The 26,936-nt window shown below is 59.6% G+C and carries 25 protein-coding genes; 12 read left to right on the forward strand and 13 right to left on the reverse strand.

Annotation, left to right across the window (positions count from 1 at the left end):
* Positions 1 to 122: 122 nt before the first annotated feature.
* Positions 123 to 749 (forward strand): response regulator transcription factor, encoded by a 627-nt coding sequence (locus ACLBW8_RS23680; protein ID WP_064451555.1) that lies wholly within the window; start codon positions 123 to 125, stop codon positions 747 to 749.
* A gap of 8 nt (positions 750 to 757) precedes the next feature.
* Positions 758 to 4,393: a transporter substrate-binding domain-containing protein gene (locus ACLBW8_RS23685; protein WP_447806445.1), complete on the forward strand. Its 3,636-nt coding sequence runs from the start codon at positions 758 to 760 to the stop codon at positions 4,391 to 4,393.
* A 25-nt stretch (positions 4,394 to 4,418) separates the two neighbouring features.
* On the opposite strand, the gene ACLBW8_RS23690 is transcribed toward ACLBW8_RS23685, so the two are convergent.
* Together ACLBW8_RS23690 and ACLBW8_RS23695 are read right to left on the reverse strand one after the other, a co-directional pair.
* Positions 4,419 to 4,901, reverse strand: a complete 483-nt coding sequence (locus ACLBW8_RS23690; protein ID WP_064451553.1) for a GAF domain-containing protein — start codon at positions 4,899 to 4,901, stop codon at positions 4,419 to 4,421.
* The gene (locus tag ACLBW8_RS23695; RefSeq protein ID WP_064451552.1) at positions 4,898 to 5,788 is read right to left on the reverse strand and encodes an ATP-binding protein; all 891 of its coding nucleotides are present in this window, start codon (positions 5,786 to 5,788) and stop codon (positions 4,898 to 4,900) included. Before ACLBW8_RS23695 ends, ACLBW8_RS23690 begins: the two co-directional genes overlap by 4 nt.
* A 163-nt stretch (positions 5,789 to 5,951) precedes the next feature.
* Here ACLBW8_RS23695 and ACLBW8_RS23700 point away from each other — a divergent pair, with 163 nt between their 5' ends.
* Positions 5,952 to 8,261, forward strand: a complete 2,310-nt coding sequence (locus ACLBW8_RS23700) for a hybrid sensor histidine kinase/response regulator (RefSeq protein ID WP_064454884.1) — start codon at positions 5,952 to 5,954, stop codon at positions 8,259 to 8,261.
* On the opposite strand, the gene ACLBW8_RS23705 is transcribed toward ACLBW8_RS23700, so the two are convergent.
* The 3 genes from ACLBW8_RS23705 to msrB form a co-directional block, all read right to left on the reverse strand.
* The gene (locus tag ACLBW8_RS23705; protein ID WP_064451551.1) at positions 8,215 to 8,706 is read right to left on the reverse strand and encodes a MarR family winged helix-turn-helix transcriptional regulator; all 492 of its coding nucleotides are present in this window, start codon (positions 8,704 to 8,706) and stop codon (positions 8,215 to 8,217) included. The two genes, ACLBW8_RS23700 and ACLBW8_RS23705, sit on opposite strands and share 47 nt — an antisense overlap.
* A complete protein-coding gene (locus tag ACLBW8_RS23710; RefSeq protein ID WP_447806446.1) occupies positions 8,703 to 9,188 on the reverse strand; it encodes a glutathione peroxidase in 486 nt (161 codons plus the stop codon). The genes ACLBW8_RS23705 and ACLBW8_RS23710 overlap by 4 nt, the downstream gene beginning before the upstream one ends.
* A 132-nt stretch (positions 9,189 to 9,320) precedes the next feature.
* On the reverse strand, positions 9,321 to 9,713 hold the full coding sequence (gene msrB / locus ACLBW8_RS23715; protein ID WP_064451550.1) for a peptide-methionine (R)-S-oxide reductase MsrB: 393 nt from the start codon (positions 9,711 to 9,713) through the stop codon (positions 9,321 to 9,323).
* A gap of 202 nt (positions 9,714 to 9,915) precedes the next feature.
* Here msrB and ACLBW8_RS23720 point away from each other — a divergent pair, with 202 nt between their 5' ends.
* The gene (locus tag ACLBW8_RS23720; protein ID WP_058411776.1) at positions 9,916 to 11,127 is read left to right on the forward strand and encodes a pyridoxal phosphate-dependent aminotransferase; all 1,212 of its coding nucleotides are present in this window, start codon (positions 9,916 to 9,918) and stop codon (positions 11,125 to 11,127) included.
* 304 nt (positions 11,128 to 11,431) lie between these two features.
* A complete protein-coding gene (gene htpX, locus ACLBW8_RS23725; protein WP_064451549.1) occupies positions 11,432 to 12,319 on the forward strand; it encodes a protease HtpX in 888 nt (295 codons plus the stop codon).
* 57 nt (positions 12,320 to 12,376) lie between these two features.
* On the opposite strand, the gene ACLBW8_RS23730 is transcribed toward htpX, so the two are convergent.
* The gene (locus ACLBW8_RS23730; RefSeq protein ID WP_447806447.1) at positions 12,377 to 13,033 is read right to left on the reverse strand and encodes a thiopurine S-methyltransferase; all 657 of its coding nucleotides are present in this window, start codon (positions 13,031 to 13,033) and stop codon (positions 12,377 to 12,379) included.
* Positions 13,034 to 13,136: 103 nt separating this feature from the next.
* Between ACLBW8_RS23730 and ACLBW8_RS23735 the strand changes: the two genes are divergently transcribed.
* Positions 13,137 to 13,904, forward strand: coding sequence for a DODA-type extradiol aromatic ring-opening family dioxygenase (locus tag ACLBW8_RS23735; RefSeq protein ID WP_447806448.1), 768 nt, complete (start codon positions 13,137 to 13,139; stop codon positions 13,902 to 13,904).
* A 388-nt stretch (positions 13,905 to 14,292) separates the two neighbouring features.
* On the opposite strand, the gene ACLBW8_RS23740 is transcribed toward ACLBW8_RS23735, so the two are convergent.
* On the reverse strand, positions 14,293 to 15,966 hold the full coding sequence (locus ACLBW8_RS23740; protein WP_053255160.1) for a DEAD/DEAH box helicase: 1,674 nt from the start codon (positions 15,964 to 15,966) through the stop codon (positions 14,293 to 14,295).
* 423 nt (positions 15,967 to 16,389) lie between these two features.
* Here ACLBW8_RS23740 and ACLBW8_RS23745 point away from each other — a divergent pair, with 423 nt between their 5' ends.
* Positions 16,390 to 17,181 (forward strand): crotonase/enoyl-CoA hydratase family protein, encoded by a 792-nt coding sequence (locus ACLBW8_RS23745; protein WP_064451546.1) that lies wholly within the window; start codon positions 16,390 to 16,392, stop codon positions 17,179 to 17,181.
* 133 nt (positions 17,182 to 17,314) lie between these two features.
* Here ACLBW8_RS23745 and ACLBW8_RS23750 read toward each other — a convergent pair whose 3' ends face one another.
* Positions 17,315 to 18,070, reverse strand: coding sequence for a spermidine synthase (locus ACLBW8_RS23750; RefSeq protein WP_447806449.1), 756 nt, complete (start codon positions 18,068 to 18,070; stop codon positions 17,315 to 17,317).
* Between the two features lie 124 nt (positions 18,071 to 18,194).
* Between ACLBW8_RS23750 and ACLBW8_RS23755 the strand changes: the two genes are divergently transcribed.
* Positions 18,195 to 19,541, forward strand: a complete 1,347-nt coding sequence (locus ACLBW8_RS23755) for a class II 3-deoxy-7-phosphoheptulonate synthase (RefSeq protein WP_064451544.1) — start codon at positions 18,195 to 18,197, stop codon at positions 19,539 to 19,541.
* Positions 19,542 to 19,638: 97 nt separating this feature from the next.
* On the opposite strand, the gene ACLBW8_RS23760 is transcribed toward ACLBW8_RS23755, so the two are convergent.
* Together ACLBW8_RS23760 and ACLBW8_RS23765 are read right to left on the reverse strand one after the other, a co-directional pair.
* Positions 19,639 to 20,871, reverse strand: a complete 1,233-nt coding sequence (locus tag ACLBW8_RS23760; RefSeq protein ID WP_221294286.1) for a winged helix-turn-helix domain-containing protein — start codon at positions 20,869 to 20,871, stop codon at positions 19,639 to 19,641.
* Between the two features lie 45 nt (positions 20,872 to 20,916).
* Positions 20,917 to 21,123 (reverse strand): DUF1127 domain-containing protein, encoded by a 207-nt coding sequence (locus ACLBW8_RS23765; protein ID WP_064451542.1) that lies wholly within the window; start codon positions 21,121 to 21,123, stop codon positions 20,917 to 20,919.
* 70 nt (positions 21,124 to 21,193) lie between these two features.
* On the opposite strand from ACLBW8_RS23765, the gene ACLBW8_RS23770 reads away from it, so the two are divergent.
* Complete coding sequence (locus ACLBW8_RS23770; protein ID WP_064451541.1) at positions 21,194 to 22,075, forward strand: LysR family transcriptional regulator; 882 nt, start codon at positions 21,194 to 21,196, stop codon at positions 22,073 to 22,075.
* Here ACLBW8_RS23770 and ACLBW8_RS23775 read toward each other — a convergent pair.
* The gene (locus ACLBW8_RS23775; RefSeq protein WP_064451540.1) at positions 22,065 to 22,814 is read right to left on the reverse strand and encodes a sulfite exporter TauE/SafE family protein; all 750 of its coding nucleotides are present in this window, start codon (positions 22,812 to 22,814) and stop codon (positions 22,065 to 22,067) included. The genes ACLBW8_RS23770 and ACLBW8_RS23775 overlap by 11 nt on opposite strands.
* A 108-nt stretch (positions 22,815 to 22,922) precedes the next feature.
* On the opposite strand from ACLBW8_RS23775, the gene ACLBW8_RS23780 reads away from it, so the two are divergent.
* The 3 genes from ACLBW8_RS23780 to ACLBW8_RS23790 all read left to right on the forward strand — a co-directional run bounded on the left by ACLBW8_RS23780 (position 22,923) and on the right by ACLBW8_RS23790 (position 25,088).
* Positions 22,923 to 23,873: a LysR family transcriptional regulator gene (locus ACLBW8_RS23780; protein ID WP_447806450.1), complete on the forward strand. Its 951-nt coding sequence runs from the start codon at positions 22,923 to 22,925 to the stop codon at positions 23,871 to 23,873.
* A gap of 80 nt (positions 23,874 to 23,953) precedes the next feature.
* Positions 23,954 to 24,406, forward strand: coding sequence for a MarR family winged helix-turn-helix transcriptional regulator (locus ACLBW8_RS23785; protein WP_064451539.1), 453 nt, complete (start codon positions 23,954 to 23,956; stop codon positions 24,404 to 24,406).
* Between the two features lie 262 nt (positions 24,407 to 24,668).
* Positions 24,669 to 25,088 carry an organic hydroperoxide resistance protein gene (locus ACLBW8_RS23790; protein WP_034126737.1) on the forward strand — a complete coding sequence of 140 codons (420 nt, stop codon included), beginning with the start codon at positions 24,669 to 24,671 and terminating at the stop codon, positions 25,086 to 25,088.
* Between the two features lie 65 nt (positions 25,089 to 25,153).
* Here ACLBW8_RS23790 and ACLBW8_RS23795 read toward each other — a convergent pair whose 3' ends face one another.
* Both ACLBW8_RS23795 and earP read right to left on the reverse strand, forming a co-directional pair.
* Positions 25,154 to 25,726, reverse strand: coding sequence for an elongation factor P (locus ACLBW8_RS23795; RefSeq protein ID WP_064451538.1), 573 nt, complete (start codon positions 25,724 to 25,726; stop codon positions 25,154 to 25,156).
* Positions 25,727 to 25,775: 49 nt separating this feature from the next.
* The gene (gene earP, locus ACLBW8_RS23800; protein WP_447806451.1) at positions 25,776 to 26,909 is read right to left on the reverse strand and encodes an elongation factor P maturation arginine rhamnosyltransferase EarP; all 1,134 of its coding nucleotides are present in this window, start codon (positions 26,907 to 26,909) and stop codon (positions 25,776 to 25,778) included.
* Positions 26,910 to 26,936: the final 27 nt, after the last annotated feature.

Raw genomic sequence — 26,936 nt, forward strand, 5'->3', positions numbered from 1 at the left:
CAACTACCTTTTTTTATGTAGGAATTCTCCTGTTTTATATCTACTCCCCCAAAGGCTCATCCTACTCCGTCATCTTCTGAGCTAATGTGCCCGCTTTATTTGCACTTGCATGGAATATGATTATGAACACAGTTTTTATCATTGATGACCACCCGGTTATCAGGTTGGCGATTCGTATGTTGTTGGAGCACGAAGGTTATAAAGTCGTTGGCGAAACGGACAACGGTTGTGACGCGATACAAATGGTTCGCGAATGCCTGCCGGACCTGATCATTCTGGATATCAGCATCCCGAAACTGGACGGCCTCGAAGTGCTGTGCCGATTCAACGCCATGAACACCTCCATGAAAACCCTGATTCTGACCGCCCAGAGCCCGACGTTGTTTGCCACGCGTTGCATGCGCTCGGGCGCAGATGGCTATGTGTGCAAGGAGGGTGACCTGAGCGAACTGCTGAGTGCCATTCGCGCGGTGCTGTCCGGTTACAACTACTTTCCCAGCCAGGCATTGAATAGCAATGGCGCCGACGGCAAGGACGGCCTGGAACTTGAACTGTTCAAGGCGGTAAACGACCGGGAACTGATGGTGTTGCAACTTTTCGCACAGGGCCGCACCAACAAAGAAATCGCCAAAGGTATGTTTCTAAGTAACAAAACAGTAAGTACTTACAAAAAAAGGCTGATGCAAAAACTTAAAGCCAAATCCTTGGTAGAACTTATCGAGATGGCAAAACGAAACGCGCTAGTGTGAGAAAGCGGATGCCCAGGCGTATAAAGGACTATCTGATTGTATTAATTGCCAGTATGTGCTTGAGCACTACTGTGCCCGCGACCCCTCAACCCGGTCCGGAACACTTCACCTTATTGAGCCGCGCGGGTACCGTTCAACTGGATACTCAACTGGACAAGGCTCAGCGCCAGTGGTTGCAGAACAAACGCGAGCTGGTGCTGGGCACCTCGGCACCTGACTACCCACCCTTCGACCTGACCTCCAGCGGCCACGACTATGAGGGCCTGACCGCCGATTACGCCGGGCTATTGGCCAAAGCCATGGCCCTCCCCTTCAAGGTAGTGCGCTACCCAACGCGGGAAGCATCGATCCGCGCTCTGGAAACAGGTGAAATTGACCTGCTGGGTTCTTCCAACGGCTTTGAGGCCGCCAACCCGAATCTCATCCTGTCACAGCCGTACGCGGTGGATCAGCCGGTGCTGGTGACACGCGAAAGGGAAACGCGCAGTTTGAGCGATGGCCTGGCCGGGCTGCGCTTGAGCCTCGTCTACCATTACCTGCCGCTGAGCGAAGTGGAAAAGTTGTACCCGCAGGCGGATATCCGCGCCTTTCCCTCGTATCAAAACGCCTTGAATGCAGTGGCCTTTGATCAGGCCGATGTGTTTCTGGGCGACACCATCTCCACCCATTACATGATCAACAAGGGCTACCTGAAGAACGTTCGCATGGCCAATTTCGGCAAGCATGAAGCCTATGGTTTCAGCTTTGCGCTGCGTCAGGATCAGCCCATTTTGCTAAGCATTGTCGATTCGGTACTGGCGGCCGTTCCCATCAATGAGCGGGACAGCATCGCCAAGCGCTGGAGCGCCGGCAGCGATATCTTGCTGACCGACAAGAAACTGCAACTGACCCAACGCGAAGCGCGCTGGTTGAAAGAGCACCCGGTAGTCAAAGTCGTGGTCAATGAGACCTTCGCGCCGCTGACGTTCTTTGATGCCGACGGCAACTTTCGCGGCATCACCGCCGACCTGCTGGAACTGATTCGCCTGCGTACCGGCTTGCGTTTCGAAATCCAGAGCAGTCGCGAGGTCAACGCGATGATAGAGCGGGTCATCTCGGGTAAGGCCGACGTCATCGGCGCGATCATCCCCAGCGCCGAGCGGGAGGCTCAGCTCAGTTTCAGTCGTCCCTACCTGGAAAACTCCTATGTCCTGCTGACTCGCAAGGAGCCCAACGCACCCTCGAGCCTGGAGCAGATGGCGGGCAAACGCCTGGCAATCACTGTAGGCAACCCGTTGGAAAAAATCCTGCAAAAGGAATTCCCCAAGATTCGCCTGGCGGAAGTCAGTGACACCTTCAAGGCATCAGAAATGCTCGCCCAAGGGAATGTAGACGGTGCGGTGAATTCATTGGTAATCGCCAACTACTTTCTGTCCTCCCAGGTTTTCCAGGACAAATTACAGATCAGCGCCAGCATCGGCACCCTTCCAGCCACTTTCGCCCTGGCGACACCACGCCGCGCCGTCGAGCTGAGTTCAATCCTGGACAAGGCACTGCTGAGTATTTCCCCGGATGAAATGGGGGTGATCAACAGCCGCTGGCGGGGTTACACACCCGCCTCTGACAGCTACTGGCGCAATTACCACGAGTTGATTGCGCAAATCATCATCGGTACTGGGTTGCTGCTGCTGATTTCCCTGACCTGGAACGCCTACATGCGCCGCCAGATCAAACACCGGAAGATGGCCGAACGGGCACTCAACGACCAATTCGAGTTCATGCGCGCACTGGTCAATGAAACGCCGCACCCGATTTACGTACGCGACCGTAAGGGCCTGCTGCAAACCTGCAATGACAGTTACCTGCAAGTGTTCGGAGTCAAACGCGAAGAGGTGATTGGCAAGAGTGTGGTCCAAATGGACATGGCTCTGGAGTCGGAGGCGGCGCAGTACCACGCCGACTACCAACGGGTGGTAGCGGAAGGTAACCCGCTGATCCTCGATCGCTCCCTGCATATTCACGGAAAAAAACTGACGATCTACCATTGGATTCTTCCCTATCGCGACTCGGACGGCGAAGTTCAGGGCATTATCGGCGGTTGGATCGACATCAGTGACCGGCGCCAACTGTTCGACGAACTGCGCGCCGCCAAGGAACGCGCCGACGAGGCCAACCGGGCCAAAAGCACCTTTCTCGCCACCATGAGCCATGAAATTCGCACGCCGATGAATGCGGTGATCGGAATGTTGGAACTGACCCTCAAGCGCGCCGACCAAGGCCATCTTGATCGCCCGGCTATCGAAGTGGCCTACAACTCCGCCAAGGATCTGCTGGAGCTGATTGGCGATATCCTCGACATTGCTCGCATCGAGTCAGGCCGCCTGAGCCTTGCACCTGAGCGCGTAAATCTGCGGGAAGTGATCGAGTCGGTGGTACGCGTTTTCGATGGCCTGGCCCGTCAGAAAACCCTCAGCCTGTTGCTTGAATTCGACACGGATCTGGACGACACCGCCGTGCTGATCGACCCGCTGCGCTTCAAGCAGGTGCTGTCCAATCTGGTCAGCAACGCGATCAAATTCACCGAGCACGGACAGGTGAAGATCAAGGTGCAGGTGCAAGCCACCACACTGCCGAACGAGATCCAGATGAAACTGGTGGTCGAGGACACGGGCATCGGCATCAGCCGGGACGACCAATTGCGCCTGTTCGAACCCTTTGCCCAGGCCGACAACTCCGGACACCTGGCCAGGAGTGGAGCCGGCCTGGGGCTGGTGATCTGTCGCAGCCTGTGCGAAATGATGGGGGGGCAACTGAGCCTGAGCAGCGTGCCCATGGTGGGCACTCAAGTACAGGTCAGCCTGAAGATGACGTGCCTGCAGCCAAGCGAGGTACAGGACGAACTCAAGTCACAGCCGCCCGCTGCTGCGCCGGTACTCAATGTACTGGTGGTGGACGACCACCCGGCCAATCGCTTGCTGATGTGCCAGCAATTGGGTTATCTGGGGCATCAGTTCACGGCTGCCCAGCAGGGTGCCGCCGGGTTTCTGGCCTGGCGTCAGGAGCGCTTCGACCTGGTGATAGCCGACTGCAACATGCCCGTCATGAATGGCTATGAGTTGAGTCGCTCAATCCGTGAATATGAGCAGCGAGAGCAACAGGCACCCTGTGTGATACTCGGTTTCACCGCCAATGCCCAGCCCGAGGAGAAACATCGCTGCGCGCAAGCGGGCATGAACGACTGCCTGTTCAAACCCATCAGTCTTACGGCGCTGGAGCAGCAACTGGCGCGGATCAGACCTCAATCGGCGGTCCTGCGCCTGGACCTCGACTGCCTGGATGCACTGACCGGGGGCGACCCGCAATTGAGCCGACGCTTGCTGGAGGAACTGTTGGACAGCAGTCGTCATGACCGCCAGGACCTGCTGACCTTGATGGCCAGACAGGCGCCGCCCCACGAAATCATTGAGCAAGCTCACAAGATCAAGGGCGCCGCGCGCATCGTCCAGGCATGCTCACTGGCCGCGCAATGCGAAGCACTGGAGCAGGCGTGCGCCCATAGCGATGATCGCCCCCTGATCGAGGCCGAGGTGAAGTTCCTGGAAAAACTCATGCTGGAACTGGAGAGGACACTGCAAGTGCAGCTCCATAAGCTGGACAGCCAATAACCGAGGCCAGCCCTCTACGCCCAGGTCAGCAGTCGGTCAAGCGTAGAAAAATCGCCGCCAATTGTTCAATACCCGCCTGGTCCTGCTCGTTAAAACGGGCCAGCGACGGGCTGTCCAGATCAAGAACGCCAATCAGCACGCCATCCTTGATCAATGGCACCACCAGTTCGCTGTTGGAGGCGCTGTCACAGGCGATATGGCCGGGGAACGCATGTACATCGTCCACCCGCTGGGTTTGCCGTGATGCTGCCGCTGCGCCGCATACGCCACGACCGAACGGAATGCGTACGCAAGCGATCTGGCCCTGGAACGGGCCAAGCACCAGCTCTTCATGGCGATTGAGGTAGAAACCTGCCCAGTTCAAGTCGTCCAACTGGTTGAACAGGAATGCAGAGAACTGGGCGCTGTTAGCGATAAAGTCACGCTCATCGGCCAACAGCGATTCCAGTTGTGCACACAACATGGCATAGCCATCCAGGCCGGTGCCGGCCTGTTGCAAATCGATCATGGTTGACGCTCCAGCAATTTGAGTCCTACCCAGTAACGGGCGAATTGATACGCGCAACGGCCGTTGCGATTGCCACGCCCGGTGGCCCAGCGTACGGCAAGGATGTCGAGGGCTTCATCGCGCTGCCACTGCAAGCCGGCCTTGCTGGCCAACTCGCCGATCCAGTGTTCGACCACCTCCAGAAAGTGTTCCTGGCTGAACGGGTAGAACGACAGCCACAGGCCAAAACGGTCGGACAGGGCGATCTTGTCTTCCACCGCCTCACTGGGGTGCAACTCACCGTCCACCCGCTTCCAGTTGTCATTGTCGCTCTGGTTTTCCGGCACCAGGTGACGACGGTTGGAGGTGGCATACAGCAACACGTTTTCCGGCGCCTGCTCCAGGGAGCCGTCCAACACGCTTTTGAGCACGCGGTAATCGCCCTCGCCCGCCTCGAAAGACAGGTCGTCGCAGAACAGGATAAAACGCTGCGGCAGCTTGAGCAGTTGCTCGACGACACGGGGCAGGTCAGCCAGGTGATCACGCTCGATTTCAATCAGGCGCAACCCCGCCTTGGCGTGCCGGGCCAGCAAGGCGCGCACCATCGACGATTTACCGGTGCCGCGGGAGCCCCACAGCAGCGCATGGTTGGCAGGCAGCCCATCCAGAAATTGCTGGGTGTTACGTGCCAGTTGTTCACGCTGTTTGTCTATGCCGATGAGGTCAGACAAGCGCATATCCAGGCTCACTTCCAGCGGCAGCAAAAAGCCACTGCGGCCTTCGCGCTGCCAACGGGCAGCAAGGCACTGGTTCCAGTCGATGGCTTGGCGCGGCGCAGGTAACAGCGGCTCCAGACGAGCAAGTACCGCATCGGCGCGCTCAAGAAAGGCATTCAATCGAGAATCCACGATTATTCCTCTGGCAAGTTCTTGCAAAAGATGGCGTATTGGCAACCCTGTGGCAGACCGCACAAGGCTGCGTATAAAACGATTCATGCCGGCCAAGCCAGAGCCAGTGGATGTTCAGCTATGCTTGCCGGGCGAAGGGAAACGTGAAGTGGTTCAACACTCGATGGATATCAAGTTCGCCCACCGCTTGTCTTATAAACAAGCCAGATTGACTGTGCTGGTAGGTTTCGTCTTGGGAACCTTGCTCAGCCTGATCCAAATCGGCATTGATTATGCCAGCGAAGACGCATCGATCAACCGTGAAATACGCTCACTGATCGAAATCAGCCATAACCCCGCCTCGCGTATTGCCTACAACATTGATGCTGAACTCGCCCAGGAACTGACCCAGGGCCTGCTGCATTCCCCGGCGATTACCCGCGCGCAACTGATCGACAACAATGGCGTGGTCCTGGCCGACGTGAATCGACCGCGCAAGGAAAGTGCTTACCGGCCCATCAGCGATTTTCTGTTTGGTGCCAACCGTGAGTTCGAAGACCGGCTGTTCCTGAGCCACATGCCCAATGATTCTCTCGGCGTGCTACGTCTGGACGTGGACACCTACACCTTTGGCAGCCGTTTCCTGCACCGTGCCGAGATTACCCTGCTCAACGGGTTCGCCCGCAGCCTGCTCCTGACAGGAATCCTGCTGGGCCTGTTCTACGTGATGCTGACCCAGCCGCTGGTGCGCATTATTCGCGCACTGAGTACCAGCAAGCAGGCCCGCCTGGATTGCCCACCAGGTCACGAAAACGATGAAATCGGCGTACTGGTCAACGTCGCCAACCAGCAATTCGAAAACATGGAAACCGAAATCGAGCAACGGCGCCACGCCGAGGACCGCCTCACCGAATACTTGGGCCAACTGGAAGATATCGTTTCCGCACGCACCTTGGAGCTCAAGGCCAGCAACCAACGTTTGAGCCAATCCAACGATGAGCTGGAGGCGGCAAAATTGACCGCTTTGGGCATGGCCCAGGCCCGCGCCGCATTCCTGGCCAATATGAGTCACGAGATCCGCACGCCGCTGAATGGTTTGCTGGGCATGATCGCGTTGTCACTGGACAGCCCGTTGAACGCCGAACAGCGCCAGCAGCTGTCCATCGCCCACGACTCGGGCAAAGTGTTGGTGGAATTGCTGAACGATATTCTCGACCTGTCTAAGTTTGACGCCGGCCAATTGGAGTTGGAGCGCATCCCGTTTGATCTCGGCTCCCTGGTGGAAGACACCGCCAACTTGCTGTCGCAGAACGCGGCGCCGAGTGTCGAGTTAACCTGCCTGATCGACCCACTCTTTCCCGCCCAGGTGATAGGCGACCCGACACGTGTGCGGCAAATCGTCAGCAATCTGCTCTCCAATGCCTTGAAGTTCACCCGCTTCGGCCGCGTCGATGTGCGCCTCAGCGCTCAGGATGGCCGGGTAAAAATCGAGGTCTGTGACACGGGCATCGGTATCGCTCAGGAAGCGCAGGTGAAGATATTCCAGCCCTTCACCCAGGCCGGTGCAGGGATCACACGCCAATTTGGCGGAACGGGACTTGGGTTGGCGTTGACGCACAACCTGTGTGAAGCGATGAAGGGCCGGTTGAGTATCAGCTCGGAGGTTGGTTTTGGCAGCCAGTTCTGTGCTGATCTGCCGCTGCCCATGCATTTGCCCGCCGCCCGTTACGCGCCCCTGGCGGGTGAGGTAATCGTCATCACCAGCGGCAGCAATGGCCTGACAGAGTTGCTGACCACGCTGTTGCCCCATTGGGGCCTGGCACCGCGCTGCTATTCACAGGACGATGACCTGAGCGGGCAAACCCCCGACCTGCTGATCACTGACTGCCCAGAGTGCCTGTTCCGCCTGCGCCCGGCGATTAGCGCGCCCATTCTGCTGGTCACCGCCTATGGCAACTTCATGCCCAGCGAGGAAGTCGCCGCCCTTGCGCCGCTGCAGCAACAGGCACGCCCGCTGAGCCGCAACGCGCTGTACCAGATTCTGCAGCGCAACCTGCGCAGCGACGCGCAACTGATCCTCGACCCTATCCAAATGGAAAGCGCGCCCCTCGCGCAGCGGGCGCGCATCCTGTTGGTGGAAGACAACCCGGTCAATCAGTTGGTGGCCAAAGGCATGCTCAGCAAGCTGGGATGCGAAGTCATTGTGGCCGCCCACGGCGGCGAAGCACTCAGGCTCCTTGAAGAACAGCGCTTCGACATGGTGTTGATGGACTGCAATATGCCAGTGATGGACGGCTACGAAGCCAGCCGGCAGATTCGCCGCAGCGGGCGCTGGCCGGACCTGCCTATCGTCGCCTTGACCGCCAACGCCCTCTCGGAAGAACGCGAGCGTTGTCGGGCGGCGGGGATGGATGACTACCTGGCCAAGCCGTTCCGCCGCGAAGAACTCAAGGCCCTGCTGGACCTTTGGGTGCCTGACACGACAAGCCTTTGATCTGCGCCAGCAACTGGTCCAGGCCGTCGCGCAAGGCGTCGGCCTGGTTCAGGTCCACGCCGCTGTCGCACAGCAGCCGGGCTTTCAAGGCATGCGCCTGGTCGCGCAACTGCAAACCCGCTGTACTTAGACTCAGGTGCATCTCACGCTCATCCAGCGTGCTGCGCTGACGCTTCACCAGCGCGAGCAACTCCAGACGCTTGAGCAATGGCGTCAGCGTCCCGGAGTCGAGCATCAGGCGCTCGCCCAGGGCTTTGACCGTGGGTTGCGGCGGCGTTGCGTCCTGCCACTCCCACAGCACCAGCATCACCACGTACTGCGGGTAGGTCAGGCCCAACTGATCGAGCATCGGCTTGTAAGCGCGCGTCACCGCGCGGGACGCGGCATAGAGCTTGAAACACAACTGGTCGTCCAGCGCCAGGGACACGGCGGGCACGTCGGTCATTTGAGCAGGGCTTCGATCTCTTGGGTCAAGTCCTCCGGCTTGGTGGTCGGAGCAAAACGCTTGACCACCTGACCGTCGCGATCGATCAGGAACTTGGTGAAGTTCCACTTGATGCCCTTCGAGCCCAACAAGCCGGGCGCCTGTTTTTTTAACTGCACAAACAGCGGGTGGGCATCGCTGCCGTTAACGTCGATCTTTTTGAACAGTGGGAAGCTGACGCCGAAATTCAGCTCACAGAACTCGGAAATCGCGCCTTCGTTGCCCGGTTCCTGCTTGCCAAACTGGTTGCAGGGAAAGCCCAGTACCACCAGGCCTTGATCCTTGTACTGCTGCCAAAGTTGCTCCAGCCCCTTGTACTGCGGGGTGAAGCCACATTTGCTGGCGGTATTGACCACCAGGACAGCCTTGCCGGCGAAATCGGCCAAGGTCTTTTGCTCACCCTTGATGGTGGTGCACGGGATGCTCAGCAGGTTGTCACTCATGGCAGCGCCTCGAAATGAACGGGGGTAAGAGCCAGGAAGATAGTAGGCAATTCAATTGCGTGCAATTTAATTGACCAGACTAATACCTCGTCATGGACCGCCCCGCCACCTTTGGCCGGGGCGGTACAAGGCTTAGCGCGGCACCAGGTCCAGGCACACCGAATTGATACAATAGCGCAGGCCGGTCGGCGGCGGACCGTCGGGGAACACGTGCCCCAGGTGCGCATCGCACTTGGCGCAGGTGACTTCGGTTCGGATCATGCCGTGGCTGACATCACGGATCTCGATCATAGCGCTGTCGGCAATCGGCGCGTAGAAGCTCGGCCAGCCGCAGCCGGAATCGAATTTGGTGTTGGAGTCGAACAGTGGCTCATTGCAGCAAATGCAGTGGTATACGCCATCTGTCTTGGTGCCATTGTACTTACCGCTGAAAGGTCGCTCGGTGCCCTTGAGACGGCACACGTTGTACTGCTCTGGATCGAGCATCGCCTTCCATTCATCAACGGTTTTCTGCAACTTTTCCATCGGTACACCTCGGCAACTGAAAAAGCCTGATCTGTGTCTTTTCCATGGATCAGGCGGCACGTATGATTGCGCCTCGTCAAAACGCCAGTCTGGCACCCGCGCTATCGGCATTCAAACGTATTTATGGGTGCAGGCCTCGCAGGATTCGCAGTACGGTAGTGTCCACACCGTCTGGATCGTTCATTTTCAGGATCACATCGCCATGCAGGTCAGCAAATCGAACAAGCTCGCCAACGTCTGCTACGACATTCGCGGCCCAGTGCTCAAGCACGCCAAACGCCTGGAAGAGGAAGGCCATCGCATCCTCAAGCTGAACATTGGCAACCCGGCGCCCTTTGGTTTCGAAGCGCCGGACGAAATCCTCCAGGACGTGATCCGCAACCTGCCGACCGCCCAGGGCTACAGCGACTCCAAAGGCCTGTTCAGCGCACGTAAAGCGGTGATGCAGTATTACCAGCAAAAGCAGGTGGAAGGTGTCGGCATCGAAGACATCTACCTGGGCAATGGCGTGTCCGAGTTGATCGTGATGTCCATGCAGGCCCTGCTCAACAATGGCGATGAAGTGCTGGTGCCGGCGCCCGACTACCCGCTGTGGACCGCCGCCGTGACGCTGGCGGGTGGCCACCCGGTGCATTACCTGTGCGATGAAGGCGCCGACTGGTTCCCGGACCTCGCCGACATCAAGGCCAAGATCACCCCGAACACCAAAGCCCTGGTGATCATCAACCCGAACAACCCCACTGGCGCCGTGTATTCCAAGGAAGTGTTGCTGGGCATGCTCGAACTGGCACGCCAGCACAACCTGGTGGTGTTCTCGGACGAGATCTACGACAAGATCCTCTACGACGATGCTGTGCACATTTGCACGGGTTCCCTGGCACCGGACCTGCTGTGCCTGACCTTCAACGGCCTGTCCAAGTCCTATCGCGTGGCAGGTTTCCGCTCCGGCTGGATCGCTATCTCCGGTCCTAAGCACAACGCCCAGAGCTACATCGAAGGCATCGACATGCTGGCCAATATGCGCCTGTGTGCCAACGTGCCGAGCCAGCATGCGATCCAGACCGCCCTCGGCGGCTACCAGAGCATCAACGACCTGGTATTGCCCCAGGGTCGCCTGCTGGAACAACGCAACCGCACCTGGGAATTGCTCAACGCAATTCCGGGTGTCAGTTGCGTAAAACCGATGGGCGCGCTGTACGCGTTCCCGCGAATCGACCCGAAAGTGTGCCCGATCTTCAACGACGAGAAGTTCGTGCTCGACCTGCTGTTGTCGGAAAAGCTGCTGGTGGTCCAGGGAACGGCGTTCAACTGGCCGTGGCCGGATCACTTCCGAGTGGTGACCTTGCCACGTGTAGATGACCTGGACATGGCCATTGGTCGCATCGGCAACTTCCTGAAGTCGTATCGCCAGTAATGCAAATATCGCTGTACGATCACTATCAGGTCGTACAGCGAGTATCTGGCAACACTTCTCTGCACTGCCCCCCTCCTCTGCTGTCGCTGCACACCACGGACCGGTCAGCCCCCTATAATTACAGGGCGCCAAGGCAGGGGTGCGGTTATCCCGACCTACTTTTCAGGTGGGAAATGCCTTTCAAGACTCTACATTCATGCTGTAGGACACAGTTTGAAATAGTCGCTCGGTTGAATCACCCCAGGCCGCACCTTATATACCCCGCAGTACGCGACATATTAAGCATGAGGAGAACTCTACAACCATGATGCGCATCCTGCTGTTCTTGGCCACTAACCTGGCGGTCGTGCTGATTGCCAGCATCACCCTGAGCCTTTTTGGCTTCAACGGGTTCATGGCGGCCAACGGGGTTGATCTGAACCTCAATCAGCTGCTGGTTTTCTGTGCGGTCTTTGGTTTTGCCGGCTCACTGTTCTCGCTGTTCATCTCCAAGTGGATGGCAAAGATGAGCACCAGCACCCAGGTCATCACCCAGCCACGCACCCGGCATGAGCAATGGTTGCTGCAAACCGTTGAGCAATTGTCCCGCGAGGCCGGAATCAAGATGCCTGAGGTCGGGATCTTCCCGGCCTATGAAGCCAACGCCTTTGCCACCGGCTGGAACAAGAACGACGCGCTCGTTGCGGTGAGCCAGGGCATGCTGGAACGCTTCTCATACGATGAAGTGAAGGCAGTACTGGCCCACGAGATCGGTCACGTGGCCAACGGCGACATGGTTACCCTGGCGCTGGTACAAGGCGTGGTGAACACCTTCGTGATGTTCTTCGCACGGATCATCGGCAACTTCGTCGACAAGGTGATCTTCAAGAACGAAGAGGGCCGTGGCATTGCCTACTTCGTGGCGACCATCTTCGCGGAAGTGGTGCTGGGCTTCCTGGCCAGTGCCATCACCATGTGGTTCTCGCGCAAACGCGAATTCCGCGCAGACGAAGCCGGTGCCCGCCTGGCCGGTACCGGGGCAATGATCGCAGCGCTGCAACACCTGCGCTCCGAACAGGGCCTGCCGGTGCACATGCCCGACAGCCTGACAGCCTTTGGTATCAACGGTGGCATCAAGCAAGGCTTTGCACGCATGTTCATGAGCCACCCACCGCTGGAAGAGCGTATCGACGCGCTGCGTCGCCGGGGCTGATAACCGGTAGCTACGCAAAAAGGGGCGATTTGATCGCCCCTTTTTTATGCCCGCGATTTACACCTTGTCCAACCGATAGGCACGCTCTTCAAGACGCGTGACACCGTCCTGCATAGCCTTCCAGCTCTCGCTCAGGATGTCTCGCTCTTCCAACACCTCCTGGCCCCAACGGGAGCCGAGCAACACCCGGACTTCTTCGTCGGTTACCGCAAACGGTGGGCCGACCTTCTGCGTCTGGTCATAATCCAGCGTGATCAACAATCCTTTGCAGCCAGGCCGCAGCAGACTATTGAGATGCTCGGTATATTGCGCCCGCATCAGTGGCGGCAACGCGATCAACGCCGCACGGTCGTATAGCGCTGTGCAATCGTTCACCGCACCGGCGTCGAGAGCAAAGAAGTCGCCACACCACACCTCGATCAGCCCGGACTGATACACCTTGAACACACCTTGCTGGCGAATATGCGGTGTCAGCGACTGCTCACTGAAGAAGGCTTCAACTGCCTGCTCCGACAACTCCACGCCCATCACCGGATATTCGAGACTCGCCAGCCAGATTAAATCCAGGCTTTTGCCACACAGCGGTACCAGCACCTTGGCTCCATCAGCCAAGCCCAGCGTTGGCCAATGCCGCAGCAGGTAGGGATTGACCTCGGGCAGATGAAAACCGATCTGGTTGCGCGCCCAACGCTCTTGCCAAAACTTAGGCTCCATAAATCACCCTGAAAATTCGATCAAAAGGGGCTAAAACTTATATTAGATTTAGATCAATGATCTGATTGAAGATGAGCCCATCTTAACGCTCAGGACCCCACTTATGCTCCCCAGCCTGTTTATCTCCCACGGCTCACCCATGCTTGCGCTGCAACCTGGCGCCAGCGGCCCGGCGCTGCGGCGTTTGGCGGCTGAACTGCCACGGCCCAAGGCGATTGTAGTAGTGTCCGCGCACTGGGAAAGCCAAGAATTACTCGTCACCGGCAGCGCCGCTCCGGAAACCTGGCACGATTTCGGGGGTTTCCCCCGCGAACTGTTTGCCGTGCAATACCCGGCGCCGGGCGACCCACAGTTGGCGAGTGAAATTGTCGACCTGCTCAATACTGACGGCCTGGATGCGCGAATCGATGGTCGCCGCCCCTTCGACCACGGCACGTGGGTGCCGCTGTCGCTGATGTACCCGGCGGCAGATATTCCAGTGGTGCAAGTCTCGCTGCCCAGCCGCATGGGCCCGGCCCTGCAGACCCGAGTCGGGCACGCGCTCGCCGGTTTGCGCGAGCATGGCGTGCTGTTGATCGGCTCCGGCAGCATCACCCACAACCTCGGCGAGCTGAACTGGCACGCCGGCCCCGAGAGCATCGAGCCCTGGGCACGCGACTTCCGCGACTGGGTGGTGGATAAACTCGCCGCCAACGACGACGTGGCCTTGCACGACTATCGCCGCCAGGCGCCCCATGCCGTGCGCAGCCATCCCAGCGATGAACACCTGTTGCCGCTGTACTTTGCGCGTGGCGCCGGTGGCGACTTCAGTGTGGCGCATCAGGGGTTCACGATGGGCGCGCTTGGGATGGACATCTACCGTTTCGGCTAACAAAGATCTAAAGGTGGGAGCTGTATTGCCCATCCTGCCCAGAAGCACTGGCGCGCCTGCTGGGCTGAGCCTGAAATTCTCTCTAATCGACAACAGAGATCAACTGTGGGAGCGGGCTTGCTCGCGAATGCGGTGGCTCAGTCAGCATCCATGTGTCTGAAAGACTGCATTCGCGAGCAAGCCCGCTCCCACATGGGGTTTTGGGTGTCTGGTAGAGCGGTGACTCAGGCGGCGGTGTGTCAGTTGCCCGAAATGTTGGCGGGCACACCGCTATCGCAGGCAAGCCAGCTCCCACAGTTGATCGCGTAGTCCTCCAGAAATGCCAGGCAAAAAAATCCCCGAACCAGTCGGGGATTTTTTATGTGCGATCAATCAGCCCAAGGGCGGATCAATCTTCGCGGTAGCGACGCAGCTTCAGCTGCTTACCGGCAACGCGAGTGTCTTTCAGCTTGGCCAGCAGTTTTTCCAGGCCGTCTTCCGGCAGCTCCACCAGGGAGAAGCTGTCACGGACCTGAATGCGACCGATCGCTTCACGTGCCAGGCCACCCTCGTTGAGGATAGCGCCCAGCAGGTTCTTGGCAGCGATGCCATCGCGCGCGCCCAGCGCGGTACGGCAGCGAGCACGGCCTTCAGCCAATGGAACCGGAGCGCGACGCTCACGATCACCACGGTCTGGACGGTCACCGGTACGCTCTGGACGATCACCGCGTGGCGCGTTGTTCGGAACCAGTGGGCGTTCTTTCTCGATGGCTGCCAGGGTCAGGGCCTGACCGTTGGTTGCTTTGCGCAGCAAAGCTGCAGCCAGGGCACGTGGGGTGCAACCGATATCGGCAGTCAGGCGGTCCAGCAGTTCGCCGTGAGTCGATTCAGCATCAGCCACCAGCGGCGACAAGCTGTTGGTCAGCTTCTTGATGCGTGCATCGAGAACAGCCTGGGCATCCGGCAGGCGGACTTCGGCAACTTTCTGACCGGTAACGCGCTCGATCACTTGCAGCATGCGGCGCTCACGCGGAGTCACCAGCAGCAGTGCACGACCTTCGCGACCGGCACGGCCGGTACGGCCGATACGGTGAACGTAGGACTCTGGGTCGTACGGCATGTCAACGTTGAACACGTGGGTGATACGTGGAACGTCGAGGCCACGGGCAGCAACGTCGGTCGCCACAACGATGTCCAGACGGCCATCCTTGAGGGAGTCGATTACGCGCTCACGTTGGTTCTGGGCAATGTCACCGTTCAGCGCAGCGGCTTTGTAGCCTTTGGCTTCCAGGGCACTGGCCAGGTCCAGGGTCGCTTGCTTGGTGCGCACGAACATGATCAGGGCGTCGAAGTCTTCAACTTCCAGCAGGCTCAATACAGCCGAGGTCTTCTGGTCAGCGTGAACCAACAGGTGAGCCTGTTCGATCGCGGTAACGGTCTGAGTCTTGGTCTGGATCTTCACGTGTTGCGGATCGCGCAGGTGGCGTTCGGCAATGGCACGGATCGACTGTGGCAGGGTCGCCGAGAACAGTACGGTCTGACGGGTCGGTGGCAGTGCCTTGAAGATGACTTCCAGGTCATCCATGAAGCCCAGCTTCAACATTTCGTCAGCTTCGTCCAGAACCAGGTGGTTCACGGTCGACAGGACTTTTTCGTCACGACGCAGGTGGTCGCACAGACGGCCCGGGGTGGCGACAACGATCTGTGCGCCGTTACGGATTGCTTTCAGTTGTGGGCCCATAGGCGCGCCGCCGTAAACGGCCACAACGGTTACGCCTGGCATTTGCTTGGCGTAGGTTTCGAAAGCGGTTGCTACTTGCAGCGCCAACTCACGGGTTGGCGCCAGGATCAGGGCTTGCGGCTCGCGCTTGGCAGGATCGATGCAATGCAGAATAGGCAGGGCGAACGCGGCGGTTTTACCGGTACCGGTTTGCGCCTGGCCAATCATGTCCTGGCCGGCCATGATGATCGGGATCGATTGCTGCTGAATAGCCGAAGGTTCTTCGTAGCCAGTCGCGATGACGGCAGCAAGAATGTTCGGGTTAAGATTAAAAGCGGCGAAGCCGCCGGTTTCCTGGGTCATGGGTCTGCCTCTAAGTGCATCCGCAAAGACCCATGCTCCAAAGCTGCGCATGCCGTGTTGAGACTCAAGAGTCGCCCTGGCTGCTTTGTCGGCGGGGATTTGCGAAAACGAATGAATGAAAAAGATTCGTCAAGGGAGAGTCCGCTGTGCGGACGTGCAGCCGAAGCTGACTTCGGGGAATTGCGCTACCTAAACGCGGCCCGGTTAAAGGCCGGCGCGCACTATACCGGAAATACCTGAAAAAGGGAGCTTTTTTTATCTGAAAGCGCCGATAAACCGCGCTGCGTCACAGTCTTTGCAGATACCCGCGCCAGGGTCTATTTTTCAAAGGCCCGGCCCTGTTGGTCATAACACTTAAACGGTTCACCTATCCATCAAGACCCTTTGGTCTGAAACCTTAACCAAGCCCTGAGGGCCCACCCGATGAATCAAGCCAACAGCCGTCGCGTCAGTCGTGAATTACAGGGCCATGTCCTGCTGTTGGGCCTGAACCGGGTGGAAAAGCGCAACGCCTTTGACCTGGAGTTGCTCAATGAGCTGAGCCTGGCCTACGGCGAATTTGATCGAAACGACGACGCGCGGGTCGCCGTGGTGTTTGCCCACGGCGACCACTTCACCGCCGGGCTGGACCTGGCCAATGTCAGCGGCGTGATGTCGGGCGGCTGGCAACCGCCCTTGGGTGGGTGCGATCCGTGGGGCGTGTTCGCCGGGCCCAGGGTCAGCAAACCGGTGATCGTCGCGGCTCAGGGTTACTGCCTGACTATCGGTATCGAGTTGATGCTGGCGGCGGATATCAATATTTGCGCGAGCAATACGCGCTTTGCGCAGATGGAAGTACAGCGTGGGATCTTTCCGTTTGGCGGCGCGACATTGCGCTTCCATCAAGTGGCCGGTTGGGGCAATGCGATGCGCTGGTTGCTCACCGGTGATGAATTCGACGCGCATGAAGCGCTGCGTCTCGGGCTCGTGCAGGAAGTGATGGCCAGTGAAGACCTGCTGCCCCGTGCCATCGAACTGGCCAGCCGCATTGCCCGCCAGGCGCCGCTGGGCGTGCAGGCGACGTTGATGTCGGCGCGTCAGGCGCGCATGGAGGGCGAGACCGTCGCGGCGGCAGGGTTGCAGCCATTGGTGGAGAAATTGTTGAACAGTGAGGATGCTAAAGAAGGTGTGCGGGCGATGATTGAGAAGCGCCCGGGGGTATTTAAAGGTATTTGAACATCTTGATTTAGCCGTCGACAGTGCTGGCCTCTTCGCGAGCAAGCCCGCTCCCACATTTGTACGCGTACATCCTTTGGAATGCGGCCGAATGTGGGAGCGGGCTTGCTCGCGAAGGCGTCGGAACAGTCGACTAGGTCGCCGGCCGAATAGCCTTGATCAACGCCTGCAACGAATACCCCAACCGCGGCGCCAGCGCTTCGGCACGGGCCGACAGCGCAGGCAGGTCCAATTCCTGATCAAGCTCCGAAGGCACCAGCAGAATCACATTGCCCTCCTTCACCGGCAGCTCCCAGTAGTGCCGGTGATACAACCCGCGCAGCAAGGCCGCGCCCAGTGGTTTGCCGTCGTCGGTCGCCCACTGGTTGATCACCAGCCAGCCACCCGGGTTGAGTTTCTTTTGGCAGTTTTCCAGAAAGGTCCAGGCCAGATGCCCGACGCCCGGGCCAACATCGGTGTACAGGTCGACGAAAATCAGGTCGGCCGTCTCCGCGCTGTCGAGCAATTGCAGCGCGTCACCAATGCGGATGTACAGGCGCGGATCGTCATCCAGCCCCAGGTACTCAATAGCCAGGCGTGGCACATCCGGGCGCAGCTCGATGGCTTCGACGTCTTCCAGCGGCAGGAACTTGAGGCACGCCTGGGTCAGCGTGCCGGCGCCAAGGCCCAGGAACAGCGCGCTTTCCGGCTGCTCATGGCACAACGCACCAATCAACATTGCACGGGTGTAGTCGTACTCCAGCCAGCTCGGGTCGGCGGTAAATACGCAACTTTGCTCGATGGCATCGCCAAACTCGAGAAACCGGTAATCGGCCACTTCGAGCACACGGATCATGCCGAAATCATCATGGACTTCGGCCAGCAGGCGCTCGACACGCTCCTCGGTCATCACTACTCCTAAAGGGTTTACCGCACGGCAAAGGCGCGATTGTCGGCCAACCGGCGGCAACAGGTCACGCACTAATTGCTGATAACATTGGCGCCCGACCGTCAATCAACCAATCGAGTTCACGATGAGCCAACCCTGGAGCCCCGATAGCTGGCGCGCCCTGCCGATCCAGCAACAACCCCAGTACCCGGACGCTGCACACTTGCTGCAAGTGGAGCAGAACCTGGCCAGCTACCCGCCACTGGTGTTTGCCGGGGAAGCCCGCGAGTTGCGCCGTCAGTTTGCCGAAGTGACCCAGGGCCGCGCGTTCCTGTTGCAGGGCGGCGACTGCGCCGAGAGCTTCGCCGAGTTCTCGGCTGCAAAAATCCGCGACACCTTCAAGGTGCTGCTGCAGATGGCGATTGTGATGACCTTCGCCGCCGGCTGCCCGGTGGTGAAAGTCGGGCGCATGGCCGGCCAGTTCGCCAAGCCGCGCTCGGCCAACGATGAAACCATCGACGGCATTACCCTGCCCGCCTACCGCGGCGACATCGTCAACGGCATCGGTTTCGACGAAAAAAGCCGCGTGCCGGACCCGGACCGCCTGCTGCAGTCCTATCACCAGTCCACCGCCACGCTTAACTTGCTGCGCGCGTTTGCCCAAGGCGGTTTTGCCGACCTGCATCAAGTGCACAAGTGGAACCTGGACTTCATCGCCAACTCCGCGCTGGCCGAGAAGTACAGCCAACTGGCGGACCGCATCGACGAAACCCTGGCCTTCATGCGCGCCTGCGGCATGGACAGCTCGCCGCAGCTGCGCGAAACCAGTTTCTTCACCGCCCACGAAGCGCTGCTGCTCAACTATGAACAAGCCTTCGTGCGCCGCGACAGCCTGACCAACGACTACTACGACTGCTCGGCCCACATGCTGTGGATCGGCGACCGCACCCGTCAGTTGGACGGTGCCCACGTCGAATTCCTGCGCGGGGTCAACAACCCGATCGGCGTCAAGGTCGGCCCGAGCATGAACCCGGAGGACCTGATCCGCCTGATCGACATCCTCAACCCGGACAACGACCCCGGCCGCCTCAACCTGATCGCGCGCATGGGCGCAGGCAAGGTCGGCGACCACCTGCCCAACCTGATCCGCGCCGTGCAGCGTGAAGGCAAGCAGGTGCTGTGGAGCTCGGACCCGATGCATGGCAACACCATCAAGGCCAGCAGCGGCTACAAGACCCGCGACTTTGCGCAGATTCTTGGCGAGGTGAAGGAGTTCTTCCAGGTGCATCAGGCCGAGGGCTCGTATGCCGGCGGGATTCATATCGAGATGACCGGGCAGAACGTTACCGAATGCATCGGCGGCGCACGGCCGATCACCGAAGACGGCTTGTCGGACCGCTACCACACCCATTGCGACCCACGGATGAATGCCGATCAGTCGCTGGAACTGGCGTTCCTGATTGCCGAGACCTTAAAACAGGTCAAACGCTGAGACGTTGACTTGACCGGCCGACGCCATCGCAAGCAAGCCCGGCTCCCACATTCCACCGCGTACTCCTGTGGGAGTCGGGCCTGCCCGCGTGGGGGCGCTAAAGGCCACTATCCAAGTCGAGCATTGCCGCTCTTAACCGAGCGGCACTCGGCCGCTGACAATTGAGCTGGACCTGTTCCAACCCCAACCAGTCAGCCATTTGCCGCAGGTTCAACGCCAGTGCCTGCATCCCCGCTTCGTCCAGCCCCGGTTCTTCTTCGTGCACCGCATGCACCGCCAGGCGCCCGTTGGCGCGTTCGGCGCGCAGGTCCACACGTGCAGCGATCCGTTCGTTGTGCAAAAACGGCAGCACGTAGTAGCCGTAAACCCGTTTTGCCTGCGGGGTGTAGATCTCCAGCCGATAGCGGAAACCGAACAGACGCTCGGTGCGGCTGCGCTCCCAGATCAGCGAATCGAACGGCGACAGCAATGCACTGGCCACCACCTTGCGGGGTACTTTCGGCTCGGGCAGGCAGTAAGCCGGTTGCGTCCAGCCCTGCACCCGGCACGCCAGCAGTTGCCCATCCTCGACCAACTCCGCCAGGCGGTTACGGCTGTCGGCGGGGTCCAGGCGGAAATAATCGCGCAGGTCCTTTTCGGTTGCCACACCCAATGCACTCGCACTGTGCAGCAGCAAGCCGCGCTGGGCCTCAGCTTCGCTCAAGGTAGCCTGGTGAAGGATGTCGCCGGGGATGACCCGCTCCGGCAAATCGTAGAGGCGCTCAAAACCACGCCGCCCGGCGACGGTGACCAGGCCGGCGGCGAACAGCCATTCGAGCGCATGTTTTTCATCACTCCAATCCCACCAGGGGCCGGCGCGCTCTTCACGGGTGGACAAACTGCCCGCGCCCAACGCGCCCTGCTCCTCGACGGCACGCAGGACGCGATGAACAGTGGCCTGCTGTTCACGCCCAAAACGCGCCATCTGCGCATAAATCCCCTGCCCCAGCTTTGCCCTTTCCATGCGCCAGCGCATCAACGGGTACAACGCCATCGGCAGCAAAGAGGCCTCATGGCCCCAATATTCAAATAGCGAGCGCCGCCGCCCCTGGCTCCAGGCGGCATCCTCAAGGAGCAAAGGGGCGTAATGACCCAGGCGGGAAAACAGCGGCAGGTAGTGGGAGCGCACCACCGCATTGACCGAATCGATCTGCAACACGCCCAAGCGATCAATCACGCGGTTGAGGTGCGCAGCCTTGATCACTGCAGGCGCCTGGCGCCCGGAAAAACCCTGGGCCGCCAGCGCCATGCGTCGAGCTTGCTTGAGTGAAAAACACAGGTCGACGGGCATGGAATTCTCCGTATGGGCTCGCCGACTACCCTACTGCATCCTGGGTCACTTGCGCAGCGGGTCTTGCCAGAAATGCAGGTGGCGGTCCTGCTCCACGTCGCCACGATTGAGCCCGATGTCCTTGAGCGCATCATCACTCAAGTTCGCCAGCACCTGACGCTCATGGTGCAGCGCCTGCCAACGGGCCACCACCTGAAACAGCCCGAAAAACGGGCGTTTCGTCATCAACACAAAACCTTTCTGACCTTTCATCTTCTCGCCCTCCAGTGGGGATGACGAGAGTGTGTGCCCGGCCTTATGATCAATCCAACGAATGTTTCTTATGCAATACATCTCGGAGATTGATCAATTGTCCGGCTACCCGAGCATCGACACAGAAGTGCTGCGCACCTTCGTCGCCATCGCCGATCAGGGCGGGTTTACCCGTGCTGGCGAGCTGGTCAATCGCACGCAATCGGCGGTGAGCATGCAGATGAAGCGCCTGGAAGAAGACGTGCTGCAACGCAAGCTATTCGAACGCGACGGCCGCCAGGTGCGACTGACACCTGAAGGCCAGGTCCTGCTGGGCTATGCGCGGCGCATTCTCAAGCTGCACAGCGAAGTGTTCAACACCCTGCGCGAGCCCCATATGGTCGGATTGGTGCGCATCGGTACGCCGGACGATTACGTGATGCGCTTCCTGCCGGGGATTCTCAAGCGGTTCTCCAAAGCGTACCCGCTGATCCAGATCGAAATGCACTGCGAATCGTCATTGGTGTTGATGCAGCGCCGCGATCTGGCCCTGACGGTGATCAGCCGGGAGCCAGGCAGTGAAATCGGCGAACTGTTGCGCAATGAGCGCATGGTCTGGGTGGCGGCGCCATGCTTCTGTGTGGACGAGCATGAGTCGCTGCCGCTGGCCATTTCCGGGGTGGACAGTTTCTGCACCCACTGGACCCGCTCCGCCCTCGAATCCATTGGGCGCGACTATCGCCTGGCCTACCACAGCTCCAACGGGGCGGCGATCCAGGCGGTAGTCAGCGCAGGCCTGGCAGTGACCGTCAGCATGGAAAGCCTGGTGACAGACGACCTGCGCGTACTCGGCAGTGACGAGGGATTTCCGCCGTTGCCGTCGGTTAATTTGCGGCTACTGCGCAACCCGGCCATGACTTCGCCGATCACCGAATGCCTGGCCGAGTACATCCTCGAAGGATTCAAACTTTAAAGGTCAGCATCACCGCGCACACCGCCAGAAAACCGCAGAACAAGCCGCGCAGCACCCGCTCCGGCAGCGCGTGGGCAACTTTCACGCCCCAACTGATACTCAACAGGCCACCCACCGCCAGTGGAACGCCGATCATCCAGTCCACTTCGTGGTGCCAGGCGTAGGTGACCAGGGTGACGCCGGTGCTGGGCAACGCCAAGGCCAGGGACAGGCCTTGGGCTACCACCTGGGAGGTGCCGAACAGGCTGGTCAACACCGGCGTGGCGACCACCGCCCCGCCCACTCCAAACAAACCGCCCATGGAGCCGGAGGCGGCACCCAGCACGCCAAGCCAGGGCCAGGAATACCGCATCTGCGCAGTCGGTGGCGCATTACGGGTGAACATGCGCAACAGGTTGTACGCCGACAGCGTCAGCAAGAACGCGATAAAACCGATGCGCATGGCGCCGGCATCCAGGCCGACTGCCCAGATCGAGCCGAGCCAGGCGAAGCAGAAGCCCATGACGCCCAACGGGAGCGCGTGGCGCAGTTCGATGCGGTTGCGCTGGTGGTAACGCCACAGGGCCAGCATTACGTTGGGCACCACCATCACCAGCGCCGTGCCTTGGGCAAGCTGTTGATCGAGGCCGAACAACACGCCGAGTACCGGGATCGCAATCAGCCCGCCACCAATGCCGAACAGGCCGCCTACGGTGCCGAGGGCCGCGCCCAATACCAGATACATCGCTAGATCCAACACCGCTCATTACTCCAAAAGCCCAGGCCTCGCATGCTACGCAGTCGTCTCTGGCGCGCAAAGGCACAGCAACGCACAATGGCTGTGCCAATCTCGCATAAGCGCTTGCCCATGAACCCGAATGCCCTGACCGATCAACTCGGCCTGTTTCTCGATGTACTGGAGACCGGCAGTTTTTCCGCCGCCGCCCGCCGCCATCCGCTGACCCCGTCGGCAGTGGCCCGGCGCATCGACAGCCTGGAAAACTCGGTGGGCAGCCGCTTGTTTCAGCGCAGCACCCACGCGGTGGTGCCGACCCCGGCCGGCCTGGCCTTTGCGGAGCGAGCGCGGCGAATCGTCAGCGAGTTGCAGCTGGCGCGTGCCGAGGCGGTGTCGTTGAGCCATGCGCCGGAAGGCTTGATTCGTGTGGACGCCCCGGCCGCGTTCGGGCGACGGCACTTGGCGCCGGTGATTGCGGACTTTTTGAACGTATACCCGGGGCTGGATGTGCACCTGCATTTGATCGACAGTTTCGTCGATATGCAGGGAGCGCACCTGGGCAAGGTCGACCTGGTGCTGCGCGCCGGGCATATCGTCGATACCCGCCTTATCGCCACACCCTTGGCCAGCATCGTGCGTATCGCCTGCGCCAGCCCGGCGTACCTGAAAAACCGTGGCACGCCGACCCATCCCCGGGACCTGAGCGAGCATGACGGGCTCGACTGGGACGGACTGGCGCCGATGTTCGCCTGGCGCTTTGAACTGGACGGGCGCCGCGCCACCTATCGCCCGCGGCGCATTCGCATGAGTGCCAATAACGCTGAAGCGCTGCTCTCGGGCGCTCTCGCCGGGCTGGGTATTGCGCATTTACCGACCTGGCTGGCCAGTGAATACCTGGTGCGTGGCGAACTGCTGCCACTGTTTTGCGAAAACGGCCTGCCCAGCCCGGAAACCACCGGCATCTATGCCCTGCGCCTGGAACAGCAGGCCAATGCCCGTAGCCGGTTGTTGCTGGAATACCTCAAGTCGCGCTTCAGCCCCGTGCCACCGTGGGATCTGGCACTGCAAAGCGGCCTGGTCTGACTACTCGGCCAGAATTATCTGGCGCATTAAAGATTTGCCCGCTAGATTCCAGCCCAGACACGCTTTTTCGAGGCACCGCCATGAGCAAAAATCCCGCCCCTTGCGAATCCCTGATGCTGGACAACCAGCTGTGTTTCGCCCTGCACTCCACTTCGCTGCTGATGACCAAGGTTTACAAGCCTTTGCTGCAAGCCCTCGGCCTGACCTATCCGCAGTACCTGGCCATGATGGTGCTGTGGGAAGAAGATGGTTTGACCGTCGGCGAAATCAGCAGCCGTCTGCTGACCGATCCGGGCTCCCTGACACCCTTGCTCAAGCGCCTGGAAGCCGAAGGCCTGCTCAGCCGCACCCGCAGCCGTGAAGATGAGCGCGTGGTAGTGGTGGAGCTCACCGCCGCCGGCCGCGGCTTGCAGGAAAAAGCCAAGGGGATTCCCCACTGCATCCTCGGCGCCAGCGGCCTGGAGCTGGAGCAGTTGCGCACGTTGCAAAGCGATTTGATTGCATTGCGGGGAAAGCTGCAGGCTAACGTCTGACGCGGTAGACCAAACGCCAACTACCAAATGTGGGAGTTGGCTTGCCTGCGATCGTGGTACTTCAGTCATGAATACATCGACTGACACACCGTAATCGCAGGCAAGCCAGCTCCCACATTTGTTTGTGTGGTGGGCCAGTAGATTACGCATTGCAAAATTTTTTGTAATTTATCTTGCGCACTAAACATTAGCGCTATACATTTGCCTCGCCAACTACTTAGCGCGCAAACATTTAGCGCTAACAACCCAAGAGGACGACACCATGCAAACTCTCTATACCGCAGTAGCCACCGCCACCGGCGGCCGTGATGGTCGTGCGGTTTCCAGCGACAACATCCTCGACGTCAAACTTTCTACCCCCAAAGAGCTGGGCGGTGCCGGCGGCCAAGCCACCAACCCTGAACAACTGTTTGCCGCCGGCTACTCGGCCTGCTTTATCGGTGCCCTGAAGTTCGTCGCCAGCCAGACCAAGCGCAAAATCCCGGATGACGCTTCGATCACCGCCCACGTCGGCATTGGTCAAATCCCCGGTGGTTTCGGCCTGGACATCGACCTGCACGTGAGCCTGCCGGGCCTGGCCCAAGATGATGCGCAAAGCCTGGTCGATGCCGCTCACCAAGTCTGCCCATACTCCAACGCCACCCGTGGCAACGTCGATGTGCGCCTGCACGTGACGGTCTGATTAATAAACGCCCATAAAAAAACCCGACGCCAGGTCGGGTTTTTTTCGTATCGGCAGGGCCAGAATTACTTCTTGGCGCGACCTTTGTACGAACCGCCTTCGCGGGTGTCGATCTCGATCATGTCGCCGATCTCGATGAAGTCTGCAACGGCCAGTTCGGTACCGTTTTTCAATTTGGCAGGCTTCATTACCTTGCCCGAAGTGTCGCCGCGAGCGGAACCTTCGGTGTAGTCAACCTGACGCACGATGGTGGTCGGCAGCTCTACGGAAACCAGGCGGTCTTCAAAGAAGATAGCTTCGCAGACGTCTTCCATACCTTCTTCCACGAACGGCAGAACGGCTTCGATATCTTCAGCGTTCAGTTCGTACATGGTGTAGTCGGAAGTGTCCATGAACGTGTAGGTGTCGCCGCTGATGAAGGACAGGGTCGCTTCTTTGCGGTCGAGGATCACGTCGTCCAGTTTGTCATCGGCGCTGTAGACGATCTCGGTCTTGTAACCGGTCAGCAGGTTCTTCAGCTTGGTCTTCATGATTGCGCTGTTACGACCAGACTTGGTGAACTCAGCTTTCTGAACCAGCCAAGGGTCGTTTTCGAGACGGATCACTGTACCGGGTTTCAGTTCTTTACCAGTTTTCATTGCGTATATCCGAAATTTGGATGGGATTTACAAAAATCAAGGTCGCGTATCATATCCAACTTTCATAAAACTGTACCAGCGCCGTCGCAAGATCGGCCTGCAAGCCTTGTTCCAGACACCACGTCTCGGCGTTCTGAGACACCTCAGCCCAGTGCTCCAGCAGCATTTTCCACGGTTGTGCCATATCGCCATCAGCGTTCCAGGCTTGCCAGAGCGCAACCAGCGCGGCTTTGGCTGCCGGCGATAAGGCCGCGGTGTAGAGCTCGAGAAAAGCATCAAGCTTGTCCAGGTGGATGTCTTCATCCTGGCGATAGATGTGCCACAACAACGGGCGCCCGGCCCACTGGGCGCGTACGAACGAGTCTTCGCCGCGCACGGCGTTGAAGTCGCAGCACCACAGCAGGCGGTCATATTGTTCCTGGCGTACGAACGGTAGTACCTGCACGGTCAGGGCATCACGCTGATGGATATCCCCCACCGCCAGCCCTTCTACGCCGAGCCAACGCTGTACATCGCCGAGGATCCGCCCTTCCGGCACCAATAGATGAGTGGCACGCCCGTCCGTCGCCAACACCTCCAGCCAACTGGCGAGCCCGGCGTTTTCGTAGGCAAACAGCGACATCAACCGTGCACCGATCGCAGGAAATACGCCCAGCGCTTGCAGGAATTGTTGCTGCGCGGCGCGATCCTGCTGAAAGGCATGACGCTGCTCCAGCAAGCCGGACTCTCGCAGCAACCCACCCGTACCCGAACGAAAGCCAGGGAAGAAAAAGTACTTCTGCACGCCCTTGAACTTCACCGACGGCAAGCGATGGCACCCCACCACCCAGTCTTCAGCGCTAAGGTAATCCAGGTTCATCCACAACGGCGTGCGTTCCCGCGCGGCCATGGCTTCCATATAATCGGGCGGCAACTGGCAAGCGAAAGCGGCAATCACGACATCGGCAGAGGGCGTGTCGTGCCACGGCGCCGGCCAGTGGCGAACCTCCACACCCTCTTGCCATTGCTGGTCCAGTCGCACATCAATTTCGGGGCACATGCGCTCGAAGGCGCGCAGGTCATCGACCCACAAGCGCACTTCGCACCCATGCTCCACCACCAATTGCCGGGCCAGGCGCCAGGTCACGCCAATGTCGCCGTAGTTGTCGACGACGCTGCAAAAAATATCCCAGCGGGCTTTCATTCCGGGCTCCAACGCTCAAAGGCTCGA

It is taken from the genome of Pseudomonas sp. M5A4_2d, from assembly GCF_053345295.1.

Excerpts from the sequence above, each read along its gene's own strand:
- ACLBW8_RS23680 (WP_064451555.1), top strand. The coding sequence starts at position 123 with ATGAACACAGTTTTTATCATTGATGACCACCCGGTTATCAGGTTGGCG.
- ACLBW8_RS23685 (WP_447806445.1), top strand. The coding sequence starts at position 758 with ATGCCCAGGCGTATAAAGGACTATCTGATTGTATTAATTGCCAGTATG.
- ACLBW8_RS23690 (WP_064451553.1), bottom strand. The coding sequence starts at position 4,901 with ATGATCGATTTGCAACAGGCCGGCACCGGCCTGGATGGCTATGCCATG.
- ACLBW8_RS23700 (WP_064454884.1), top strand. The coding sequence starts at position 5,952 with ATGGATATCAAGTTCGCCCACCGCTTGTCTTATAAACAAGCCAGATTG.
- ACLBW8_RS23705 (WP_064451551.1), bottom strand. The coding sequence starts at position 8,706 with ATGACCGACGTGCCCGCCGTGTCCCTGGCGCTGGACGACCAGTTGTGT.
- ACLBW8_RS23710 (WP_447806446.1), bottom strand. The coding sequence starts at position 9,188 with ATGAGTGACAACCTGCTGAGCATCCCGTGCACCACCATCAAGGGTGAG.
- msrB (WP_064451550.1), bottom strand. The coding sequence starts at position 9,713 with ATGGAAAAGTTGCAGAAAACCGTTGATGAATGGAAGGCGATGCTCGAT.
- ACLBW8_RS23720 (WP_058411776.1), top strand. The coding sequence starts at position 9,916 with ATGCAGGTCAGCAAATCGAACAAGCTCGCCAACGTCTGCTACGACATT.
- htpX (WP_064451549.1), top strand. The coding sequence starts at position 11,432 with ATGATGCGCATCCTGCTGTTCTTGGCCACTAACCTGGCGGTCGTGCTG.
- ACLBW8_RS23730 (WP_447806447.1), bottom strand. The coding sequence starts at position 13,033 with ATGGAGCCTAAGTTTTGGCAAGAGCGTTGGGCGCGCAACCAGATCGGT.
- ACLBW8_RS23735 (WP_447806448.1), top strand. The coding sequence starts at position 13,137 with ATGCTCCCCAGCCTGTTTATCTCCCACGGCTCACCCATGCTTGCGCTG.
- ACLBW8_RS23740 (WP_053255160.1), bottom strand. The coding sequence starts at position 15,966 with ATGACCCAGGAAACCGGCGGCTTCGCCGCTTTTAATCTTAACCCGAAC.
- ACLBW8_RS23745 (WP_064451546.1), top strand. The coding sequence starts at position 16,390 with ATGAATCAAGCCAACAGCCGTCGCGTCAGTCGTGAATTACAGGGCCAT.
- ACLBW8_RS23750 (WP_447806449.1), bottom strand. The coding sequence starts at position 18,070 with ATGACCGAGGAGCGTGTCGAGCGCCTGCTGGCCGAAGTCCATGATGAT.
- ACLBW8_RS23755 (WP_064451544.1), top strand. The coding sequence starts at position 18,195 with ATGAGCCAACCCTGGAGCCCCGATAGCTGGCGCGCCCTGCCGATCCAG.
- ACLBW8_RS23760 (WP_221294286.1), bottom strand. The coding sequence starts at position 20,871 with ATGCCCGTCGACCTGTGTTTTTCACTCAAGCAAGCTCGACGCATGGCG.
- ACLBW8_RS23765 (WP_064451542.1), bottom strand. The coding sequence starts at position 21,123 with ATGAAAGGTCAGAAAGGTTTTGTGTTGATGACGAAACGCCCGTTTTTC.
- ACLBW8_RS23770 (WP_064451541.1), top strand. The coding sequence starts at position 21,194 with ATGCAATACATCTCGGAGATTGATCAATTGTCCGGCTACCCGAGCATC.
- ACLBW8_RS23780 (WP_447806450.1), top strand. The coding sequence starts at position 22,923 with ATGAACCCGAATGCCCTGACCGATCAACTCGGCCTGTTTCTCGATGTA.
- ACLBW8_RS23785 (WP_064451539.1), top strand. The coding sequence starts at position 23,954 with ATGAGCAAAAATCCCGCCCCTTGCGAATCCCTGATGCTGGACAACCAG.
- ACLBW8_RS23790 (WP_034126737.1), top strand. The coding sequence starts at position 24,669 with ATGCAAACTCTCTATACCGCAGTAGCCACCGCCACCGGCGGCCGTGAT.
- ACLBW8_RS23795 (WP_064451538.1), bottom strand. The coding sequence starts at position 25,726 with ATGAAAACTGGTAAAGAACTGAAACCCGGTACAGTGATCCGTCTCGAA.
- earP (WP_447806451.1), bottom strand. The coding sequence starts at position 26,909 with ATGAAAGCCCGCTGGGATATTTTTTGCAGCGTCGTCGACAACTACGGC.